The following is a 16,547-nucleotide window of genomic DNA, read 5'->3' as shown; positions in this document are numbered from 1 at the left end:
TTACATAGGCCAAATGACCACGAGGGTAGGCGGGGTAAGACATCCGGGTTCTTTTCGGCTCCATGGAGCTTTGCCGTTTACGTCGAAAGTAACACAATATATAATTATTATATAGTTAGTTACATTAAGTTTAAGAGGTGTTTGGTATGGAATTTGTAGAACCTATCCGTAGTAAGAAACAGATTGATGCTTTGAAGAAGTATCTGCGAGGGCAGAATATCCGAGACTATCTGTTGTTTGTGCTTGGCATTAACTCAGGATTGCGAATATCATATTTGCTCAAGCTTCAGGTGGAAGAGGTGTACAATCAAGATCGGATCAGCCTTCGAGAGCAGAAGACAGGTAAAAGAAAAGATTTTCCCTTGTCAGATACCTGTAAAAAAGCAATTCAGGAATATGTAAAAGCAACAGGTCATAAGTCAGGAGCGCTGTTTGCCAGCCGCAAAGGTGGGAATCCAATTAGCCGAGTACATGCTTACCGGATACTGAGTGAAGGGGCAAGCCGTGTTGGCATCAAAGAAGCCGTTGGAACACATACCTTGAGAAAGTCGTTTGCCTTTCATGCTTACCAAAGTGGTGTAGATATTACTCGTATTCAAAAGCTGCTCAACCATTCAGCACCGAGTGTCACTCTGGCATACATAGGAATCACTCGACAAGAGCTAGATAATGTTTATTTCAATCTTAACCTATGAAGACGTTAACGGATGTAATACATCTGGTTAACGTCTTTTTCATTTTCAGTAGCATATGAAGGAGGCGTTTTACTAATGAAGCAAATCATCAATGCCAAAGGAACGAACATTTATCCGGGACAAGTAAAGTATGTATGGGTTGCAACTTGTTCTTGTGGGAATAAACTTGTACGAGCAATGAAAGAATCTGGTTTAAACATGTATGTTGGTAAAGAACGGTTTTCCTGCAAACAATGTGGAGAACGCTTACAAAAGGAAGGACAACATTATTTTAAAGGAGATCAGATGATTGGTCGGGAGCAGGTATGGGCGGAAACTGATTTTGATGAATAGCTTTTTTTTAAGAATAGCCTTGAAGTGGTCAAAGTGTTAATTCTTTGTTCAATGAATCTTTACACTTTCATGTGAAGCTATTCCTTCAGGTTATGTTTTGCTCAACAAGATATATGATTCAACTAAGCCGCAAAAGTGGAAATAAGGTGTAAGGAAGTGTCAATTATGGATAAACAAATGCTGCTGATGTTTGCAGATGCCATTGAGCGAAAAAGGTTACTACGAGTTACGTTTACAACCAGAAGTGGAGAGGAACGGAGTAGACGATGTGCGCCACTGGATTTGGCACCTAGTGAACGAGCAAAGATCAAATTTTACAAATATCATATGTGGGACTTGGATAGCGAGCCAAAACCACATTTTCTGAGTTTAAGTCCAGATCAAGTTATCCAACTGGAGATTATCACAGAGCCATTTATACCGGAGCAGATTGTAACCTGGACAAGGAAGAACCCTTGGACAATCATTAGGGATTGGGGAAGCTTGTCGTAAAGCGTGCAAGATAACTTCATTTTAATCAAGCTTTATGAGCCTGTAGTGTAGAAATTCACTATGGGCTTTGTTTTGCCTTTTAAATGAAGATACATAGCAAAATAGTTACTATATTAAACGGAAGAAACGGTGTACGAGGGTCAAGCATGTTGATAAGATCGACTTAAGAAAAATACCAATTTATAGGAGTTAAGAAATGGCAAATAAGAATAGGGTTTCAGGCAGAAACAGCCGTGGAAGTAATCATCTTGAACTGGAAGGTGAACAAACGATGTCAGAACAGCTTCAAAGTGAAAATGAGCAGACAAGTATTGAGGCAGAGGATATTCAAGTTCATGAAGATACAGGTCAAGAACAAGCTCAACAGGACGAGGAGGTCTCGGTTCAGGAAGAACCAGCTCCAACTGAGGCAGCTAATGAGAACTTAGAGGAAAAGCCAATTATTCATAAAGAACAAGAGATCGTGGCTGACCTAAATGATGGAAAACTTCAGCAAGTAATATTAAATGAAGCAAATATACAAGAGTTGCAGCCAGAATCAAACGATGGCAAAGAAGAGTCGTCACTTGCCATTGAAGATATTGTAAAGCCGGGAAAATTCGGAGTAACGAACAGCCAAATGATCCCGGCCATTAAGCAAGTGATTGCGGTTGGCTCAGTAGAAAAGCTGAGGTTGCTTCGCTCCATTTATTTGTATTCCTTCGAGAACTCACTAAGGTATCTGAAAAAGTCGGAGCGAGAATTCATTCAAAATAACCTGAAATAGAACAAGCCGGAGCATGGATGGTCATGTACTCCGGCTTGTTTTTATTTTGTTAAATTTTCTGGCTGTCTTGCGTAGAATGATGCACTTTGGGGAGAGGTATGTCTATGTCGGCCTTGGCTTGGACCGTTTGGCTCAATATCTCAATCACATGCTCATGAAATTGCCGCAACGCTTTGCCAGATTGCTGATTAACTTCTTTGATTACATATTCACATTTCTTCATGAATTACGCCTCCAAAATTTAAGAGTTGTCATATTCGATGATGTGTCATCAAAAATGCTCAACATTCTATTTGGAAGGCGGCAAAATATTAACACGTTTGGAGTAGAGGAACTTATGGAAAGCAAAACAATTAAACACGTAGCCGTTTATTTAAGAAAATCACGTGATGATGGTGAATTTGAAGACGTTCTCTCGAAGCATAGGGATACCCTTCTGGCCTTGGTCGAGAATCGAAATTGGACCTATAGGCTATATGAAGAAGTGGCCTCTGGGGAAAAGATAGAGTCCCGTAAGGAAATGCAGAAGTTACTTCGGCATGTTGAAGACAAGCTCTATGATGGCGTAGTGGTCATGGATATTGACCGTTTAGGGCGTGGAGAAAATAAGGATTGGGCACTCATAAAAGATACGTTTTTGAACTCAGAGACGGTAATCATTACACCGAACAAGATATACGATTTGGAAATAGACAATGACGATGTATCCTTTGACTTCATGTCCATTTTTGCCCGAATAGAGTACAAAACGATTAAGCGAAGAATGAAGCAGGGCAAAGAGGCCGGGGCGAAGAAAGGCATGTGGACCAATGGAAAGCCGCCGTTTCCTTACTACTACGATAAGAACACAAGATCGGTACTGGTGGATGAGACGAAGCGTGCGATTTACCGAGCGATTGTAGAGAAATATCTTAATGGAACAAACCTTGGACATATCGCCATTTGGTTGACGGATAACAAGATACCCACACCATATAACATTAAGCCGGATGGAAAGAACAAAGGCTGGTCGAACATTACGGTGCAACGTTTACTGGCAAGCGAAATCCATTTGGGTTACATTACTTATGGAAAAACCCGTTCCAAGCGTGGTCAGGTGGAGCTTGTACCCGAGGAAGAGCGGATTAAAGTCATGGGAACACATGAAAAGCTGAAAACACCGGAAGAACATGAAGCAATTATGGAGCGGCTGCTTAAGAATCGCATGTTGAATCCAAATTCAAGACGTAACATTTTTCCTTTATCAGGCTTGCTTTATTGTGAGAAATGCGGTTCTCGGATGAGATTTAGAGTAGGTGAGAACAAGAAGCAGGGACAGCATTGGAGTGCATTATGCTATCACCAATACAAAGATGGAAGCAAATGTGAACAGCGTGGCAAGGTAATGGATGTTGACTTTTTCAATGCGCTGTATGATCGGATTATCCATGTTGATCCAAACATTTTGCGGGAGATTGAAATGCATGACAGTCGGTATAATGATACACAAGTGATCATCGAGGTTAAAGCGCAGGAGTTGAAGAAGCAGAAGCGGGCATTGGACAAGCTGCATGAATCGTATGAAGAGGACATGATAACGAAACAAGTGTTTTTAGAGCGAAAGGCTGTTCGTTCAAGACAGATACAGAAGCTGGAGGAAGAGTTGAAGGATTTGCGGAAGGTTGTAGTAGATGAAGGGAATTATCCGACTGTGGAGCAGATATATGAGCGGATAGGGGAGTTTAGGGAGTTATGGGGCGCTGCGGTGACAAGTGAAGAGAAGAATCGGGCGTTGAAGAAGTTAGTGGAGCGGATTGTGTATGATAGGGAAGGGAATCGGGTGGAGCTGACGGTTTGTTATAAATGAAGATTGATATATTCGTTCTTATTGCTTTCTCCTCACATGTTGAGTGCTGTGTGTTGTTGGTTAGGGAGTAGTGAGTTGGAGCCACATTCACCTGTTTAAATAGCTACTTTGCCCGAAGCTTCTAGAGTTCGGGCTATTTGTTATAACCAAAGTAATTAATTCAGCGTAAGACATTTGATGAAGATACCGTTTGTTGGATAGATAATAGTATATATAGGACTACTTAAAAATGATGCTCCTGTCACTTGAGGAGGTCTTTTTGTGTTGCAAATGGGAAAAATTTCTGGAATTTAAAACCTAAATGGTCTATGCTTATTGTAGTTTTAGCATGTGTATAAATGATAGATTGTCAAGTTTTATTGATAGAAACCATCCAGAAGATTTTCCGGAATGAAATAAATAGGACATATAAAAATCTTCCTGCAAAGTAGGAGGATGTGAGTTTGGATAGATCAATGGAAGCTTTGTCCCATTTGTCTCGACGAATATCGAGAGGCTATTTTATTACAAGGGAGTAGATAGTTTATGACGTTTCGTGAGAAAATCCAACAATTGCGTAAAGGTGCAAGCGAGGCTCAATCTGCAACAAAAATTATCGATAAGCTCAAGGCCCTTAAAGACAGCAATGGTCCAGATACATCGTATAGATGGATATGGGAGTTGATTCAAAACGCTAAGGATGTCGTGAATGCAAGTGGATTCGTTGATATCGAGATTAAATTTAGCGAAGTTAATAAAACTATTGAATTTAACCATAATGGTCGATTGTTTACGACTGAAAACATAGTTTTTTTGATTGAGCAGGTTTCAACAAAAGAACGCTCATTGACCGCTGAGAACAAAAAGAAATCTACTGGTAAATTTGGAACGGGTTTCTTGACGACTCATTTGCTTTCTGAGAAAGTTCAGGTGCATGGATTTCTACAAGATGATAATGAAAGCCCTCGTTCCTTCAAGACGTTATTAGACAGGACTGGACAAGATAAAACATCAATCATGAATGCCATAAGTGACAGTTGTGATATGCTGGACAACGGAACAGAATGTGCTGTTGATGAGAGTCAAATGAATACAAAGTTTGTTTACGAATTGGATAGAGTAGGGATAGAAACAGCAAAGTCAGGCCTAAAAAATCTTCTAATTTCTATTCCATATGTATTTGCATTTGTGCCAGAGTTAAGTTCAATAACCGTTAGCATGGATAATTATGAAAGAGTGATTCGAAGAGGGGGGGAATTATCTGTAGAACTTCAATCTGCTAATGTTACCGAGGTACAAATCTCAACATCAAAAGGCGAAAACACTACTTTCGACAATAGGTATGTCTTTGTGCAAGCGAATAATGAGGTATCGATCGCTGTAGAAATTAAAAAAAACAGCACAAATGAAAAACATTTAATTGGGCTGCATAAGGAATTGCCACGGATTTTTTGCGATTTCCCCTTATTAGGCACTCATGACTTTGCATTTCCGGTAGTTGTCAATAGTCCATTGTTTAATCCCACAGAGCCTCGTGACGGCATCCCCTTGATTCATTCCGAGCGTTCAGGTGGTGACTCAGATGAGAACAGAAAAAGAATTATAGAAGCAATAAACCTATATAACGATATGCTTGACTATTTTTCAACGAAAGGTTACAAAGACCTCTATAATATTGTTAAGATTTCTGAACAATCCGAAAAAAATTGGCTCGACTCAGATTGGGTTGAGGAAATTCTTATTCATCCAATCAAAGAGCATATAAAAACAACTACTTTCATTCATAATAGTTTGGATGAAATTTGTTCTCTTTATGATGTTTGGGGTACCTCAAGCATTTTGATTATGAAAGATGAAACTCCTGAATATAGAAGTAAAGTTTGGGAGTTGTCAAATATATTGATGCCTGCGAAGATGACCCGAAAAGATGAAATCGAAAACTGGTACAACTCATTGTGGGTGGAGTGCCGCAATTTTGGCATTGTTGATCTAATTAAAGAGGTTGAGGACTGCGGTAATTTGGTGACCCTGAGTACTCGTTTGGGCTGTGATTCGATAAAATGGCTTAACGATTTAATTATTCTTCTATATCATAATTCAAGTAAGTTCATTGCTGAATTAGGGCGTAATCCATCCATTCTTCCTAACCAATGTGGAGATTTCTTACCTTTGGACAGAATATATGCTGAAAACAATATCGGCGAAATATACAAGGATATAGCCTTAATTGCAGGTATTAATTTCAGAGAAAGATTGCTTGATAACAGGGTTTCAAAAGATTACCTGCAAGGGTTACAAGAATTTAACTTAAAGAATGTATTTAGTGAGCTTATTCAAACCCAAATTAATCAAGAAACAAAACCTGAATTTTATAAAGCTATCATCAATCTTCGTGCAGGAAAAAATGAAAAGCAAAATGAGTTTGTTGATATTGCTAAATGCCTATATCCAAATTGCTTTGATCAGTACAGCAGAGTAAATTATCTTAATGATAAACTGCTCTCCGACGCATTGAAGTTTTGGAGGGAGAAGATTTGTATAGATTTAAGTGACTGTGCTTCTATTAGTAGTGTCCTTGTTCATTATGACTTTCAAAATGACAGAGAAGTAGCTGAATGGGTTTCAAAATTGGCAAACCATTTCAGAATATGTGAGGATGAAAACTTACTTGATAGATACGCTGTATTACCAAATCAAATTGGGGATTTTATGTGTAAGAGTGAAATCTTTTTTGACGACGGAAGTCTTAATGAAATTCTAAAAGACGCGGCTACGTATTCAGGCAATGACGTAAGGGGAAAAATGTTGTTTGAAGGCATTGCAATTGAGTTACCCTTAAACCGAACTATATCGCTTGAAACTATAGCTCCAACAATCACTGACTATGTTAGAAATAACAATAAATCAATAAGACTAAACGATTTCGAGCTTAGAGAAACATTTAGAAACACTTGCGCATGGATTAGGGATAACCGCAAAGATAGTAGAGTAAGTAAGTGTTTTAAAGAACTTATAGAAAATCTTCATTGGTTCTATGACGATGAAGAAATTGCTGAAAGTATGGCAAAGTCAGAACAGTATGATGAAGTTTTAAAAAGATATAATGTAGCTGATATAAATGAATTGGCGAATATACTTGCAACTCAATCATCTGCGGGGAGCGAAGCTATTAGCATTTCAAAAGAACTTCTTGCTCAGTGGGGTATATCATCAGAAGAAGAACTTCGTAAGGCTCTGTCAAAGAACGTCTTTGGCTCTGCCCAGATTCATCAATCTACAAATAGTGCTGAGCTCTTTAGTTACGTTAAAAATATTCTAAATCGCTCAAGAACGAATATTGTAAACTTCTTATATGAACATGATGATTACGAGTTTGACAAAGACAATCTTCAGCTTATAGAAAATACAGCAAATACGATTTTTAGAGTTCGTAAATTAGGGCGAGAAATTTATATTATTGCTAGACCTTCGGATTTTGAACAAATAATTTTGTACTACGATACTGAAATAGATCTGCTGGATTTCGATAAAGATTGTGAACTATGGGTGGAGAATGAAGTTGATCCAATCCCCAAAAAAATTACTCTTGGCAGAATACTGAAATTGACGGGGGTAAACAAAATTCCATTGAGGAGTTTAAAGAATAATGATTGATAGACATACAATCAGTACGTTGTTAGGTTCAACATCTTTTAAGAACCTAGTCGGTGTAGGGATGGAATTAAAGCCGTATGAATTGGCTTTGCTTATGTTGCGTGCATTAGACAACTCCGAAGAATATGGGTATATCGTGATGGGTGTATCTAAGCTTATCAACAATTACGCGGTTGTTGGGTTAAGCCTCACGGTTAAAGACAGTGCTAAAGAACCTATCTCTACTGCATTGAGCCTTATATCCGTTGAACTTGAGGTTGAGTACGATAACATAGATGTTAATGGGAGAAATGTATTTGTAATAAAGTTGAAGAATAGCCCCAAAGCTCTTTCTATGAATTTTACAAGAGATCTCGATTCGCAAGAAGGTTTTATCAAAAATTTAATTGTAGCTTGTTTAACTTTACAAGCAAGAAATTATTATTCTAATGCAAGTGAAGACGAGCGTAATGATTATATTGGTGACATGCTTGCAGCCATCGGTTATAACATAAAAGACCAAACTAGACGAGGAAGTTCTTCGTCAGGCAAAGGTTCTGGTGAACTTGATATATTCGTGTCAAAAGACAGATTACCGTTTACTGTTATTGAAGCAATGAATCTTAGTTCTTTAAGTACAAACTACATTAACGAGCATTTGGATAAGATTTTTTCATACGATACTTCAGGTAATAAATTCAATGTATGCCTATCTTACGTCAAAATCGCAGACTTCAATTCGTTTTGGGAAAGATATTCTGCGCATGTGACGAATCACAGCTATCCTGCACCTTTGCTCTCATCAGATACAAGTATCGATGATGAATATGGGTATTCAGAATTAAGAATAATGAAGACCAATCATAATCGTTCGAGTAGAACGGTTATCTTGTATCATATTTGTGTCAAAATTCATTGATTTATATTAGATAATATGAAGGGTTGGAGTGAAGCTTGCTCTATGATATTTGGAACAATACATGATATGGCATCCTACTATAATAAAAGTTTTATAAATCAAAGAACCCCAGAAAACAGACAAGCATGCCTGGAAATGGCGATTACAAGGTATTTTTCTGATTTGGAAAGTGTTCGAATACTGACAAAAGAAACTTTTTAAAGATTGTAGTTACTTATGGGTATATTAAATGGTGGTGTTAATGACTATCATGAGCAAATACTTCAATTGTTTTCACTGCGCCTTCCCCCACCTTTTTGGGTAAACTACCCCTAAGCAATACTTTACCCAAATTCAACACGAAACGAGGTGATGCCCCATGACAACTCAGAAAGTACCCAATAGATTAGCCAAGGAAAAGTCGCTGTAATTGCTGAAACAGGCACACAATCCAGTTGACTGGTTTCCTTGGTCGGAAGAAGCTTTTGACAAAGTCAAGATAGCTTTAGTGCGCAAAAATTCTAGATAATAAAAAAATTCACCAATAAAACGTAACCACTTATTTTTCAATAGGTGGTTAGTTTTTAGTTTATAATAAAGTTACATAATGTAGAGCGACCTTCTACTAATTCTATATCTATTTTAGAAGAAATCAGAATCAGCCGCAAATAAAATTCGCTTGCAGGAAACAAAAATATTTCTAATGAAATGGGGGCTTTATGAATGGAGGTTAATCCTAAAGATCCTATTGTTCGTTATGCAATTTTGGAAGCACATGGTTTTCAATGCTATTATACTGAAAAATCATTGAATATGTTTAATGCAACAATAGATCATATAGTTCCGCAATCTTATGAAGGTAAATTAGACGAACTAAATGAATATAAGAGAGTACTTGGTCATGATGTAGACATAAATCATTTGTATAATTTGGTTCCTGCAACCTGGAAGATAAATTTATTAAAAAGCAACAAATTATACAAAGTACCACACGCAATTTTTTTAATAAATCGGGCAAAAGAAAAAGCCTCGGAAATAATAAAAAGAATCCAAGAGTTGAGGAATTTTAAAGATTTCGAAAGATATCTTGCGGCAATAAGCGCTTACATTAGTAGTTCAAATAACCCAAGGATAGAGTTTTCAAAAATAGTAGAATTATTACCTGAACAATTTGGTCCTTTTGAGAATAAAAGAGAAGTTACATCTGAGCATTTTTCAAGAAGTCTGCCTTCGGTAAGTCTTATGGCATTTTTACCTAGGATTTATGAGCAGTGTGGTAGTTGTTGTTTTGAATTCAGAAGTGTCTTTGTTAGTGATTGTATGATCACACTTTCACATAAGCAAATTACCCAACAACTGTTTTTAGGTTTGAATACTGATTACAAATTAGAGAAAAGAGGTTTTATAGTAGGTAAGCATTTTAATCTTCCAAATCTGTATTATATACAACTTGGTAATAATCGTTTTACATTAAAGGAAGAAGAAGTTGAAGATCTATGTAAAATAATTGATGACTTTGGAGGAGTTTTTGTTAAACGATTTCAATCAATTGAAAACAAATGGGGAGTATCAAATTTTTGTGAGTTTGATCCATATGAATGTTCAGTAAAACTTATTGAAATTAAAAGAAGTTTATGGAGGAAGATGATTGAGTTTTCGTGGGAATTTGATTATGCAAATGGAAATTCAGAATGGCATATATTTAATCGTACAAATGGCACTATAATGCTTTATCCAAATCGTATAATCTTGACAAGACTAGAACCTGAGAACATAGAATCTTATCATTATGAATCTTATATGAATCCCGATGAAACTTTATGGATTAAATGGAAGAGGTATGATAATCGATTAATAAAGGACGAAGAACCTTGGACGGCGGAACAGACATTTCATTGGTTGACAGAAAAGTTTATTCCTTATGTTGTCTATTACTATGAACTAGTCAATATAAAGAAACGCTGGTTTGAAAAAAGTATGGCTTTTCTTGAATTCAGTAACGATTTTAAAATTGACAACTACATAATAAATTCTAGTTTTCAGATAAAAAGAGACTTTAAACTTATTGACAGTGCTGATGATTTGTTATCTGAGATGTGTTCATTACAAATGTTTTTTAGTACTAACCCAAGTATTTCTTTATCTCTAGAAGAGATCAAGTCTATTTTTTTAGGAATAAAGTATATTCTGATGAATATAGAGTTACCAAACTACTCTTACTATTACATAAAAAAGCAAATTAATTATTCAATGCTTGAAAAAAATAATCATATGGATGCAATAGCTTTAATTAATCATAAATTAGAGACTATTGTTGAAGAAAATATAACTTTGGGGCAAATTGGTGAGTTATTTAAGTGCTATATTGAAGCACTTAAATGCAAGAATGCAATAAATAATCTTAATAAAATAGTCATTAAGGAAGTTATTAAACTACTCGAACCAATTTGGGAAAGATATTATTTTATTGAATACATAAAGCGAATTGGTAAAGATAACAATTAGAATTATTGTGTAGAGCAAGTTATTGACCCACACGAACCTCTCATTGATGTGATGTTCGAATGATTAAATTATTCAAGGAAGCTTCTTCCAGAGTTAGGTGGAGGCTTTTTAGTTTTTAAGTGTATTTTGAAATCGTAATATTCTTCCATTTGATAGTATAATTAAAACAAGCTTCAAGCAGGCGTCTAAACACGATCTAGCCTGGAAACTACTTAATAATCTCTAATTGGGCTGAATTCATTGAAGCGAACTATTGAGGACTTGCAAGGCAGAAGGTTATGGAGGATACGCTACATTTGAATGGTTAAATGATAACTTTCCTTTTATCCCACAACTATTTACTGCTCCACACAATGTCAATGAATAAGGTTTTGTGCGAGTTAACAACTGGTGTGAAGTTGGGGACTATTTTTTAACGAAAGAGGTATGAAATGAAAACAAAGTTCATTAACGTTGAAGGATTACATGGTTGTGGGAAATCAACAACTGCATGGAAGCTAAATGAAAAATTGAGGGAGCAAGGTTTCAACTCGAGAGTCTATCTTGAAGTGGACATGGACTATGCTCAAAGAAATCCCTGTGACCTTAGATTTTTAGCTTTATTAAATGAAGAAGAATATAAGAATCTAACTATTCAGTATCCTGAACAATCCAGCTTGATTGAAAGTTTAGTTGAGAAAATTGATGATGAATACTATCAAATTTATTACCCGGACATTAGTGATGATTGTAATGAATTATTAGACAAACTAAAGTCTTATCAGGCATATGAAGGAAGATTGAATAGTGATACTTTTGTAAGAATAATGTTTATGAAATTTAATGATTTTGTTGAGAAAGCATTACAGGATGATATTGTTTTTATTTTTGAAAGTGTTTTATTTCAGCACATTATAAATGAATTATTGCGTTTCAGTAACTTATCAGAAACATATATTTCAGCATGTATAGCGAAAATGACAAATATTTTAAAACCATTGAACCCCATATTGTTTCATTTGCGCACTGATAATACTAAAGGAATTATAGATAAAGTTGCATCTGAACGCTTATCAGATAATTATGATTTATATCCTGATTGGATTGATTGGATGATTGAATATGTAAAGAATTCTAGCTATGGGGAGAAGAATGAAGTCGGAAACAGGGAAGATTTAATGGAATACTTTTATAAAAGGGCTGACATTGAAGAGAAGGTATTTAGTTTATTGGATATTGAGAAACATATAATTAACATAGATCCGATAACTAAAGAGACATTGAATTCTATGGTTTACAGTAAGGTAAAATGAAACCTCTTTCCCCAAATCGTACCGAAAAGAGGTAATGCCCCATGACAATTCAAAAAGTATCCTATTGGTTAGTCGAGGGGAAATCACCGTATCTGCTGCAACAAGCTTTGTATTAATATTCACGAGTCTCAAATCGGAGGAACATATGAACATATTTACAAAGCAATTGAAACTAGAGGATCTGAGCAATATCCAATATGAAGTACATACTGGCACATCAAGAGTAGTAGATTATCTCGAAATCATGATTTTAAAATTTATCGGGGATTATGGATATGGATCAGCTGGGAACTCGGATGCAACTTATATGAGCGCAATTGGTAAAGCCGTTTTAGAAGCTTGGGAACCTGGGGGACTAATAATTGACTTAAGCGATCTATCATATGAGTGGGGGGATCGAATTGAAAGCATCTTTTTTGTTGGAGAAGAAAAATATTTAGACACACCGTTTCCAGTAGCATTAATTGTAGGGCACAGATCAGAAGAGGCTATTAGAACTCTAATAGTTGGCTTAGAAAGCAATAAAACAATTGAAGAAATTGGATGGGTGTTTAAAGATCTAAATAGTGCTTGGGAATATATTGAATCCAAATTAAATGAATATGAAGTTAAGTAATCCCAATAAAAAATATAATAACGGAGGTTCTCTGCAATGACGACTGATTTATTCTGGGAAATGATAAACAACTCAAAAAAGTATGGTGAAGAACAAATTGAATGGTTAACCAAAGAATTAACAAAGTCCAGTAAAGAAGAGATCCTTCAATTTGAAATAGAATTTAGGAATAAGATGGAACAATCCTATACTTCTTCATTATGGGGGGCAGCGTTTGTAGTAATGGGAGGATGTTCAGATGATGGATTTGATTGCTTTAGGGGTTGGCTAATCTCCCGCGGAGAAGAAGTTTTCAATCAGGTAATAAAGAATCCTGAATTTCTGGCAGAATATTTATCTGAAGAAAATTTGCAAGAGGATGTTTTTGCACCCCAACTGGAAGAGATGCTGTCAGTTGCTTCAGACGCGTACATTTATCAAAAAACCGGTATGTTCGAGTACAACGATGATATAAACACTGAATTCTATAATGAGCTGGAAGCTCGAGGCTACAATTTTGAAGTAACAGAGATTGAAAATGATTGGGAGGAAGAAGACCTGGAAGAAATGTACCCATTATTATGGGAAAGATTTGGAGAGAACCCACTGACCTAAGGAATGTTTTGATGGCGGACAAACCGCCGCGGTCCTCCCGGAATGTAAGGGGTCTTGAAATTCGTGGACTGAGGTAACTGTATGATTTATTAAAAGGTGGTGCTATGGAAAAATTTACGTTAGGTATTGCTGTATTGGTATTTGTGATCCTTGCGGGTTGTTCACAGAAGGAAAATCATCCAACAAAGGAATCTATATCCTATATAGAAGCTTCTGTTGAATCGCTAGAGAAATCTGCAGCAGAGATATTAAGTGATCTGGCTAATCAAGAGTTTTCAATCCAAGCAGGTCAGATTAGTGAAGATGATTATACTTTTATGGAGGCCTTCGGAAAAGCATTCATAAATCTTTATACCGGAGCTGTTGCAGAACAGGAAACCGTATCTTTTAAAAACTACATCGCTAATAAAAATCTCCTTCAGTTCACTAATAAAATGTTGGAGTTAGAACAACTGCAGGATTCGAAAGGTGGTAATGGTATAATATTCGGCCTGGACAATGAGTTTAAGAAAGCAGAGCTCAAGAGGCTGGATAACAATCTTTACTATTTAGAGTTACCCTTTTCAAACCAGGGTTCTGGAATGAGCTGCAAGCTGTTAGTTCAATCTGTTAACAAGTCATTAATAATAGTGGATTTGTACTTTGGAAACAAAGATGGTGTAGATACGATGGCAACAGGCCACCCAGCGGTAAGGAAGCTTGATAATCCTAAATTGTGGGATGACCGGGAATGGGTTGACGGTGTAATGGAGAAGCTTGAAAAATATGAAACCGAACTCTTGAGCATGTAATGCTGTTGATAGTTTATTAGAATAGGCGGATTACGATGGAACCTAAATACGGCCTTATTAAGTTTGGTGGTATTACATTGATCCTTTCGGGGATTCTCTTTTTTGTCCAATATCTATTTATGTTGCCTATGCCTAGTCCTCCGCTCTCGGATGCGGTCCTGGTGACATGGCTGCAGGAATGGCGGTTCAATCTCTCGATGGCAGACGAACTGTTGTTTTTTGCTACATTATTATTAATACCCTCAACCGTCGCATTGTACCGGATATTGGTGAAGGTGGACAAGATCAAAACAATGCTGGGGTGCGGTCTTTTGGCTGTTATCATACCGGTTAATATCTTACTGGTCATTATCTTGGGGCGTTTGGTCTATCCCGTCTTTAATATTGAACTCCCACCTGATATCTACAAGCTGGTAATCAGCATATACTATGGAGGCATGCACTCTGTAGCGATTATACTGAGCATGGCAACCATCATATTGTGTCTCGTGATAAGAAAAAGTGTGCTCGGCAAGCCTGCAGCTTATTTTGGATTTGTGGTAGGGATATTGGATCTTATCGGAGCCTATCCGTGGATGGTTGGAACTGCTATGGTATTTGTTTCTCAACTGGCTTTTGCTGCATGGTTTATTTTTCTCGGCTTGAGGGTGCTGGGGAGGATGGAGGAAGCAGTGGGATAGGCTACTTTATTAATATTTTCGGATTGTCCTATCAAGCTGATATACTTATTGGATAATTGAAAAACAAGCTCCCGTAGATTGTCACAGGAGCTTGTTTTTGCTGCGTACTATTCTTTTTTGCCGGGATAACGCTTGGGGTTGTCTGTCTGATCCAGAATATAGTCGATGCTTACTTTATGGAAATTGGCCAGAGTAATTAAAACGGCACTCGGGACATCCAAATTTCCATTCTCATAGCGGGAATAGGTGGCTTGAGTGATATGTAATAGCTCAGCCATTTGTTGCTGTGTCAGATCTTTGTCTTCGCGTAAGTCGCGGATTCTTTTGTACAAGATCACCTGTGTGTTTAGCGAATAGCTTCCTTTGAGAACTGCGAGACCTACTGATTATTTTAGTTCAACTTTTTGGATAAGAAGCTTTTTGGTTCGTCCTGTTCAGCAAATAGTCAGTGCTCGTCTGATGGAATTCCGCCAGTTTGATTAGAATTGCCGTGGGAATATCAACATCACCGCGTTCATAATTACTATATATCCGCTGGCTGCATTGCAAATATTCGGCCATTTGGGTTTGAGTCAAATCTTTATCTTCACGCAAATCTCGGATACGTTGATACATTTTAAGCACCTCCAAAACAAGCATATCTTAGCGAATTATTCGCTTTTGATTTTTAGCGATAAATTCGCTAAGATGGTTAAAAAGAACATTAGGGAGGGGAAGGCAGATGAGCCTGTTGGAGGATTTGTATTACGGAAAAATCTGCCCAAGTGAACGAAGCCATTCTAATGATCCCAAATATGCACTGTACTCCAAGCAAATATCAGAGCTTCTACAAATCCTAAAAGAAAAGCTGACTCCCGATGACTTCACTATGGTTGAAGGGGCCATGGATCTTAATGATATGCTGAGCTCTGTCTCTTCCGCTTCTGCGTACACTCTCGGATTTAGAATGTGGGCTGCGATGATAATAGAAGTATTAGGACACAAGGAAGAACTTATACATACGGAGGAAGGGTACCTTGGAAAAATTAAGTTGGATGGGAGAGAGTCATGAGAGAGCAGGAATCGAGTAAAGTAGAACGGAAAACAAATAAATTTAGTTCAAAACAGCACTTGTTGATTGATGAACTGCTTATGGCAGAAAATTGGGGCGATAATCAAGGGAAGTGGGTACCCGCAATTAAGCAAGCTATTGCTATGGGTGAGATTGAGAAGCTATTGGGACTTAGGGCGAAGTTTCCATATTCTTTTGAGAATTCACTGAAGCATTTGAAGAAGGAGGAGAGGGAGGTTATAAGACATAAGTGCGAACTTGATTGGAGCAATAACGGGGATTCGGCAAATAGTGGAGGTAATGAATCAAAGTGACAGTTAGAGATGAATACTATTTTTAAAGAGAACCGGGGTGAGATGAATTTCGCTTCGGTTTT

Annotated in this window: 16 protein-coding genes and 2 pseudogenes; 16 read left to right on the top strand and 2 right to left on the bottom strand. The window is 37.1% G+C overall.

What is annotated here, in order from left to right; genetic code table 11:
* Positions 1-146: 146 nt before the first annotated feature.
* The 14 genes and pseudogenes from H70357_RS21210 (at position 147) to H70357_RS21150 (ending at position 15,120) form a co-directional block, all read left to right on the top strand.
* Positions 147-695 carry a site-specific integrase gene (locus tag H70357_RS21210; RefSeq protein WP_038593766.1) on the top strand — a complete coding sequence of 183 codons (549 nt, stop codon included), beginning with the start codon at positions 147-149 and terminating at the stop codon, positions 693-695.
* Positions 696-770: 75 nt separating this feature from the next.
* The gene (locus H70357_RS21205) at positions 771-1,028 is read left to right on the top strand and encodes a hypothetical protein (protein ID WP_038593762.1); all 258 of its coding nucleotides are present in this window, start codon (positions 771-773) and stop codon (positions 1,026-1,028) included.
* 165 nt (positions 1,029-1,193) lie between these two features.
* Positions 1,194-1,520 carry a hypothetical protein gene (locus H70357_RS21200; RefSeq protein ID WP_052092162.1) on the top strand — a complete coding sequence of 109 codons (327 nt, stop codon included), beginning with the start codon at positions 1,194-1,196 and terminating at the stop codon, positions 1,518-1,520.
* 196 nt (positions 1,521-1,716) lie between these two features.
* Positions 1,717-2,286 (top strand): hypothetical protein, encoded by a 570-nt coding sequence (locus tag H70357_RS21195; protein WP_038593759.1) that lies wholly within the window; start codon positions 1,717-1,719, stop codon positions 2,284-2,286.
* Between the two features lie 13 nt (positions 2,287-2,299).
* Positions 2,300-4,132, top strand: a complete 1,833-nt coding sequence (locus tag H70357_RS21190) for a recombinase family protein (protein WP_038593756.1) — start codon at positions 2,300-2,302, stop codon at positions 4,130-4,132.
* Between the two features lie 525 nt (positions 4,133-4,657).
* A complete protein-coding gene (locus H70357_RS36715; RefSeq protein WP_038593753.1) occupies positions 4,658-7,765 on the top strand; it encodes an ATP-binding protein in 3,108 nt (1,035 codons plus the stop codon).
* On the top strand, positions 7,758-8,663 hold the full coding sequence (locus H70357_RS21180; protein WP_038593750.1) for an RNA-binding domain-containing protein: 906 nt from the start codon (positions 7,758-7,760) through the stop codon (positions 8,661-8,663). The genes H70357_RS36715 and H70357_RS21180 overlap by 8 nt, the downstream gene beginning before the upstream one ends.
* A 358-nt stretch (positions 8,664-9,021) precedes the next feature.
* Positions 9,022-9,141, top strand: a pseudogene (locus H70357_RS37175) (DUF255 domain-containing protein); the annotation flags it as partial.
* Positions 9,142-9,365: 224 nt separating this feature from the next.
* On the top strand, positions 9,366-11,147 hold the full coding sequence (locus H70357_RS21175) for an HNH endonuclease (RefSeq protein WP_038593747.1): 1,782 nt from the start codon (positions 9,366-9,368) through the stop codon (positions 11,145-11,147).
* Between the two features lie 431 nt (positions 11,148-11,578).
* Positions 11,579-12,439, top strand: a complete 861-nt coding sequence (locus H70357_RS21170; protein WP_038593744.1) for a P-loop NTPase family protein — start codon at positions 11,579-11,581, stop codon at positions 12,437-12,439.
* A 145-nt stretch (positions 12,440-12,584) separates the two neighbouring features.
* On the top strand, positions 12,585-13,055 hold the full coding sequence (locus tag H70357_RS21165) for a hypothetical protein (RefSeq protein WP_038593741.1): 471 nt from the start codon (positions 12,585-12,587) through the stop codon (positions 13,053-13,055).
* Between the two features lie 36 nt (positions 13,056-13,091).
* Positions 13,092-13,649, top strand: coding sequence for a DUF4240 domain-containing protein (locus H70357_RS21160; RefSeq protein ID WP_038593738.1), 558 nt, complete (start codon positions 13,092-13,094; stop codon positions 13,647-13,649).
* A 104-nt stretch (positions 13,650-13,753) separates the two neighbouring features.
* Complete coding sequence (locus tag H70357_RS21155) at positions 13,754-14,440, top strand: hypothetical protein (RefSeq protein ID WP_038593734.1); 687 nt, start codon at positions 13,754-13,756, stop codon at positions 14,438-14,440.
* A 35-nt stretch (positions 14,441-14,475) separates the two neighbouring features.
* Positions 14,476-15,120 (top strand): hypothetical protein, encoded by a 645-nt coding sequence (locus tag H70357_RS21150; protein ID WP_038593731.1) that lies wholly within the window; start codon positions 14,476-14,478, stop codon positions 15,118-15,120.
* A 107-nt stretch (positions 15,121-15,227) separates the two neighbouring features.
* Here H70357_RS21150 and H70357_RS21145 read toward each other — a convergent pair.
* Positions 15,228-15,461 (bottom strand): annotated as a pseudogene (locus H70357_RS21145) (helix-turn-helix domain-containing protein); the annotation flags it as partial.
* A 55-nt stretch (positions 15,462-15,516) separates the two neighbouring features.
* Positions 15,517-15,735 carry a helix-turn-helix domain-containing protein gene (locus H70357_RS21140; protein ID WP_038593724.1) on the bottom strand — a complete coding sequence of 73 codons (219 nt, stop codon included), beginning with the start codon at positions 15,733-15,735 and terminating at the stop codon, positions 15,517-15,519.
* A gap of 106 nt (positions 15,736-15,841) precedes the next feature.
* Here H70357_RS21140 and H70357_RS21135 point away from each other — a divergent pair, with 106 nt between their 5' ends.
* On the top strand, positions 15,842-16,171 hold the full coding sequence (locus H70357_RS21135) for a DUF6809 family protein (RefSeq protein ID WP_052092161.1): 330 nt from the start codon (positions 15,842-15,844) through the stop codon (positions 16,169-16,171).
* Positions 16,168-16,485 (top strand): hypothetical protein, encoded by a 318-nt coding sequence (locus H70357_RS21130; RefSeq protein WP_038593721.1) that lies wholly within the window; start codon positions 16,168-16,170, stop codon positions 16,483-16,485. Before H70357_RS21135 ends, H70357_RS21130 begins: the two co-directional genes overlap by 4 nt.
* The last annotated feature ends 62 nt before the right edge of the window (positions 16,486-16,547 follow it).

Source organism: Paenibacillus sp. FSL H7-0357 (assembly GCF_000758525.1).
Classification (GTDB): Bacteria; Bacillota; Bacilli; order Paenibacillales; family Paenibacillaceae; genus Paenibacillus_AQ.
This window is presented reverse-complemented; position numbering and strand designations above follow the sequence as displayed.

Excerpts from the sequence above, each read along its gene's own strand:
- H70357_RS21140 (WP_038593724.1), bottom strand. The coding sequence starts at position 15,735 with ATGTATCAACGTATCCGAGATTTGCGTGAAGATAAAGATTTGACTCAA.
- H70357_RS21165 (WP_038593741.1), top strand. The coding sequence starts at position 12,585 with ATGAACATATTTACAAAGCAATTGAAACTAGAGGATCTGAGCAATATC.
- H70357_RS21205 (WP_038593762.1), top strand. The coding sequence starts at position 771 with ATGAAGCAAATCATCAATGCCAAAGGAACGAACATTTATCCGGGACAA.
- H70357_RS21210 (WP_038593766.1), top strand. The coding sequence starts at position 147 with ATGGAATTTGTAGAACCTATCCGTAGTAAGAAACAGATTGATGCTTTG.
- H70357_RS21150 (WP_038593731.1), top strand. The coding sequence starts at position 14,476 with ATGGAACCTAAATACGGCCTTATTAAGTTTGGTGGTATTACATTGATC.
- H70357_RS36715 (WP_038593753.1), top strand. The coding sequence starts at position 4,658 with ATGACGTTTCGTGAGAAAATCCAACAATTGCGTAAAGGTGCAAGCGAG.
- H70357_RS21135 (WP_052092161.1), top strand. The coding sequence starts at position 15,842 with ATGAGCCTGTTGGAGGATTTGTATTACGGAAAAATCTGCCCAAGTGAA.
- H70357_RS21130 (WP_038593721.1), top strand. The coding sequence starts at position 16,168 with ATGAGAGAGCAGGAATCGAGTAAAGTAGAACGGAAAACAAATAAATTT.
- H70357_RS21160 (WP_038593738.1), top strand. The coding sequence starts at position 13,092 with ATGACGACTGATTTATTCTGGGAAATGATAAACAACTCAAAAAAGTAT.
- H70357_RS21200 (WP_052092162.1), top strand. The coding sequence starts at position 1,194 with ATGGATAAACAAATGCTGCTGATGTTTGCAGATGCCATTGAGCGAAAA.
- H70357_RS21195 (WP_038593759.1), top strand. The coding sequence starts at position 1,717 with ATGGCAAATAAGAATAGGGTTTCAGGCAGAAACAGCCGTGGAAGTAAT.
- H70357_RS21175 (WP_038593747.1), top strand. The coding sequence starts at position 9,366 with ATGGAGGTTAATCCTAAAGATCCTATTGTTCGTTATGCAATTTTGGAA.
- H70357_RS21170 (WP_038593744.1), top strand. The coding sequence starts at position 11,579 with ATGAAAACAAAGTTCATTAACGTTGAAGGATTACATGGTTGTGGGAAA.
- H70357_RS21190 (WP_038593756.1), top strand. The coding sequence starts at position 2,300 with ATGGATGGTCATGTACTCCGGCTTGTTTTTATTTTGTTAAATTTTCTG.
- H70357_RS21180 (WP_038593750.1), top strand. The coding sequence starts at position 7,758 with ATGATTGATAGACATACAATCAGTACGTTGTTAGGTTCAACATCTTTT.
- H70357_RS21155 (WP_038593734.1), top strand. The coding sequence starts at position 13,754 with ATGGAAAAATTTACGTTAGGTATTGCTGTATTGGTATTTGTGATCCTT.